4 protein-coding genes are annotated in these 4,084 nt (G+C 69.2%); 3 read left to right on the top strand and 1 reads right to left on the bottom strand.

Annotated features, from left to right (window positions below):
- On the top strand, window positions 1-334 hold a 334-nt coding region (locus B8460_RS01975), incomplete at its 5' end, for a nitroreductase family protein (RefSeq protein WP_048859893.1).
- A 444-nt stretch (window positions 335-778) separates the two neighbouring features.
- Window positions 779-1,702 (top strand): hypothetical protein, encoded by a 924-nt coding sequence (locus B8460_RS01980; protein ID WP_048859894.1) that lies wholly within the window; start codon window positions 779-781, stop codon window positions 1,700-1,702.
- Window positions 1,703-1,735: 33 nt separating this feature from the next.
- Here B8460_RS01980 and B8460_RS01985 read toward each other — a convergent pair whose 3' ends face one another.
- The gene (locus B8460_RS01985; RefSeq protein WP_048859895.1) at window positions 1,736-3,004 is read right to left on the bottom strand and encodes an MFS transporter; all 1,269 of its coding nucleotides are present in this window, start codon (window positions 3,002-3,004) and stop codon (window positions 1,736-1,738) included.
- Window positions 3,005-3,247: 243 nt separating this feature from the next.
- Here B8460_RS01985 and B8460_RS01990 point away from each other — a divergent pair.
- The coding region (locus B8460_RS01990) for an acetyl-CoA carboxylase carboxyltransferase subunit alpha (RefSeq protein ID WP_048859896.1) at window positions 3,248-4,084 on the top strand (837 nt) is incomplete at its 3' end.

A 4,084-nucleotide genomic window follows, 5' to 3' on the forward strand; every position in this document is an offset into this window, starting at 1 on the left:
GCTGGACGAGGCGCCGTGCCAGCTCGCGCTGTTCGCCGAGCCGGACCCGGCGCAGGGCCACGGCCTCGGCCGCGCGACGATGCCGGAGACGGCGGCCTATTCGGCGGTGCTCGCCCTGCACACGCTGTGGCTGGCGGCGCGGGCGGAGGGCGTGGGCCTCGGCTGGGTGTCGATCCTCGATCCCGCCCCGATGGCGGCCACGCTCGACGTGCCGGCGGGCTGGCGCTTCATCGCCTATCTCTGCCTCGGCTGGCCGGCGCGCGAGGATGACGTGCCGGAACTGGAGCGGGCGGGGTGGGAGACGCGGCGGGGCGTGGAGGTGGTGCGGCGGTAGCCGGCCAGCGACGCCGCCGCGAGCGCGTCCTCCCCGATACGCTGTTGCCCGCAATTGTCAGTGCCGTTCGGCATGAGCATTCCAGCAAACGCGCCGTGACAAATAGTCGCGCTGTGTTTTGTTTCCGTTTCGTAGTGAAATCGATCGCCACGCAGGCCTTTTGACGGAACAGCATGACCTTTTGCATCATCGGATCAAGGCAACTTCAAGATCATAAAGCCTGCTTCATCAAACGATATCTGCATTGCCATCGATGGCACGCCGCAACGACGGTGTAATCCGGTTGCAGAACAAGATCGCGCGATCAACGCGATCGGGATTCGCTGGGAGGAATAGGGAATGGTGGCTCGCACGCGCCGACGCGGCGGTGTTCGCGGGATTCTGCGTCACGCCCGTCGTGACACCCGCATCGTGGAGATGCCATTCCTCGGGAGCGCGCGCCGTATGAGCGCGACGATACCGCTGACGGTCATGATGCTGATGCAGACGGGGGGCGCCGTCGCGCAGTCGTCGGACGCCGCGGTACCATCGACCGTGCCGCCGCTGCCGAGCGATTCCACGACGGAGCAGGGCGGTCTGGGCACCTATTTCAGCGAGTGGTTCCAGCGAGTCGATACGGCGCTCGCAACACAGCCGAGCTGGGCTGCGCCGCTGATCATGGCCACCCCGCGCATCGTCGAACTGTTCCGCTTCGATACGTCAATGGCCGAGGTGCGCACCAACGTCAATCTCGACAATTACGGTCTCGGACGCGGCCTCTCACTCGTACCGAACGAGACGACGCAGGTCACCCTGGGAATCCCGCCGTATGAGGTGCGGACGGGCGGCAGGCAGCCGGGGGCGGGCTTCGCCGACCTGCCGTTCATAACGGTCAAGGAGCGCCTGTTCACCGCGACGGAACAGGAGGGCAACTATCTCGTCACAGCGTTCCTCGGCGCGGGCGCACCCACGGGCGTGCCGCTCTACACGCAGAACACGTACACGATTACGCCCGGTCTCTACGGCGGCAAGGGGTGGGGCCGCTTCGACGTGGAGGCATCGTCGAGCGTCTCGTTCCCTGTGGAGGATGTGGCGCACATCGGAAAATCGATCGTGTCCAACCTCGTCTTTCAATATCATATCGATAGGATCTTCTGGCCGGAGATCGAGTTCAATCACACCTATTGGATCGACGGCGTCCGCGGCGGCCGAAGCCAGCTGTTCACGACGATCGGCCTTGTGCTGGGCCGGTTCGAACTCATCGATCGGCTGAAGATGACGGTCGGCGCCGGCTATCAGGTCGCACTCAGCCCCGCATTCATCACCCGGCCGGTGGTCGTCCCAACGTACCGCAATGCCCTGGTGACCACTTTCCGGCTGAGCTTCTGAGGGGCGGCGGCGTGTCGGCCGCGCCGCGCGCCTTCAGCCCGCCACCACCGCCACCGGCCGGTTGACCCGCAGCACCAGCCCCGACGCCAGCAGGCAGGCGATGCCGCTGGCGACGAACGCCGGCAGGTAGCTGCCGCTCAAGGTGCGGACCTCGCCGGCGCCGAAGGCGGCGATCGCGGCGCCGACCTGGTGGCCGGCGAGGATCCAGGCGAACACCACGGGTGCACTGCGGCGGCCGAAGACCTCCGTCGCGAGGGCGACCGTCGGCGGCACCGTCGCGATCCAGTCGAGGCCGTAGAACGCCGCGAAGACGCCGAGGCTGACGGGATCGAACCCCGTGAACGGCAGCACCACCAGCGACAGGCCGCGCAGCCCGTAATACCAGAACAGCAGATAGCGCGCGTTGTAGCGGTCGGTCAGCCAGCCGGACGCGGTGGTGCCGATCAGGTCGAACACGCCCATCGACGCGAGCAGGGCCGCGCCCTCGGTCTCCGGGATGCCGTGATCGACGCAGAACGAAATCAGGTGCGTACCGATCAGCCCGTTGGTGGAAAACCCGCACACCGCGAAGCTGCCGAACAGCAGCCAGAAATCCGACGACCGCACGCTCATCGCGAGCGCGCCGAGGGCGACGGCGAGCGGATTGCCCGACGCCTGCGCGGGCCGGGCGGCGCGTGCCCCATAGGGCAGCAGGCCGATGCGCGCCGCGTCCGTGGGCAGGGCGATCAGCACCACCGGGATGATCAGCGCCACCACGCCCGCGACGACGAAGGAGACGGCGCGCCAGTGCCCGGCCTGCGCCAGCGCCGCGAGGACGGGGAGGAAGACGAGCTGCCCGCTCGCGTTGCTCGCCATCAGCAGCCCGACCGCGAGGCCGCGCCGCGTCTCGAACCACTGGTTGGCGACGGTCGCGGCCAGCCCGCCGGCCATGGCGCCGGAGCCGATGCCGACCAGCAGCCCCCAGGTCAGGAACAGCTGCCATTGCGTCGTGATGAAGGCGCTGGCCAGCACGGCGGCGGCCAGGACGGACAGCGCGAGCAGGATGGTGGGCTTCAGCCCCAGCGTCTGCATCAGCGCCGCGGCAAAGGGACCGATCAGGCCGAACAGGACGATATTGAGCGAGATGGCGGCGGAGATGGTCGCCGCGCTCCAGCCGAACTGGTGTTCGAGCGGGACGATCAGCACGCTCGGCGTCGCGCGGACGGCGGCGGCGGCGAGCATGACGGCGAACATGATGCCCAGCACGACCCAGGCGTAATGGAACCGGCCTGTGGTCAGGCGGGCGAGGCGGGCGGGCGTCATCGCGGCTCCTCGGGAACGACGGGGCGCATCGGCTGGGCGGGCAGGCTAGCTCACGGCAAACCTTACATGGCGTCCATCCGGTGTGTGCGGCGGTGCAGCATGCCAGCGATGCGGGCGGCGCGGGCGCGGGCCGCGTTCGGTCGCGGATGGGCGGCGGGGGACGGCTTTGCGTCGTCCCGGTTTGCGGCTAGAGCACCGGTCCCCCGGTGCCCTCACCGCTGCCCCATCGCGGACCCAGGCCACATGCGCGTCTTCCTCGACTTCGAAAAACCGATCGCCGAGCTCGAGGCGAAGATCGTCGAGCTGCGGCAGATGTCGGAGCCCGGCGGCATCAACATCGCCGAGGAGGTGGCGAAGCTGGAGGAGAAGGCGGACCGGCAGCTCCGCCTGACCTATTCCAAGCTCTCGCCCTGGCAGAAGACGCAGGTCGCGCGCCACACCGACCGGCCCAAGGCCAAGCAGTATGTCGAGACCCTGATCACCGGCTTCACCCCGCTCGCCGGCGACCGCGCCTTTGCCGAGGACGAGGCGATCATCGGCGGCCTCGGCCGGTTCCGCGGCCGCGCGGTGATGGCGCTCGGCATCGAGAAGGGACAGGACACCGAAAGCCGCATCCGCCACAATTTCGGCTCGGCCCGGCCGGAGGGGTATCGCAAGGCGCGGCGGCTGATGGAGCTGGCGGGCCGGTTCGACCTGCCGATCCTGACCTTCGTCGATACCTCCGGCGCCTTCCCCGGCATCGAGGCGGAGGAGCGCGGGCAGGCCGAGGCGATCGCCCGGTCGATCGAGGCCTGCCTGGAGGCGCCGGTGCCGCTGGTCGCGACCGTGATCGGCGAGGGCGGATCGGGCGGCGCCATCGCGCTCGCCGCCGGCGACGCGGTGCTGATGCTGGAGCACGCGGTCTATTCCGTGATCTCGCCCGAGGGTTGCGCGTCGATCCTGTGGCGGGACGCCGCGCAGGCGCCGGCGGCGGCCGAGGCGCTGCGGCTGACGGCGCAGGACCTCCGGCAGTTCGGCCTGATCGACCGCATCATCTCCGAACCGCTGGGCGGCGCGCATCGCGACCCGGCGGCGACGATC

It is taken from the genome of Acidisphaera rubrifaciens HS-AP3, assembly GCF_000964365.1.
Taxonomy (GTDB): domain Bacteria; phylum Pseudomonadota; class Alphaproteobacteria; order Acetobacterales; family Acetobacteraceae; genus Acidisphaera; species Acidisphaera rubrifaciens.

Coding starts and splice junctions, on each gene's coding strand:
- B8460_RS01980 (WP_048859894.1), top strand. CDS start 779: ATGAGCGCGACGATACCGCTGACGGTCATGATGCTGATGCAGACGGGG.
- B8460_RS01985 (WP_048859895.1), bottom strand. CDS start 3,004: ATGACGCCCGCCCGCCTCGCCCGCCTGACCACAGGCCGGTTCCATTAC.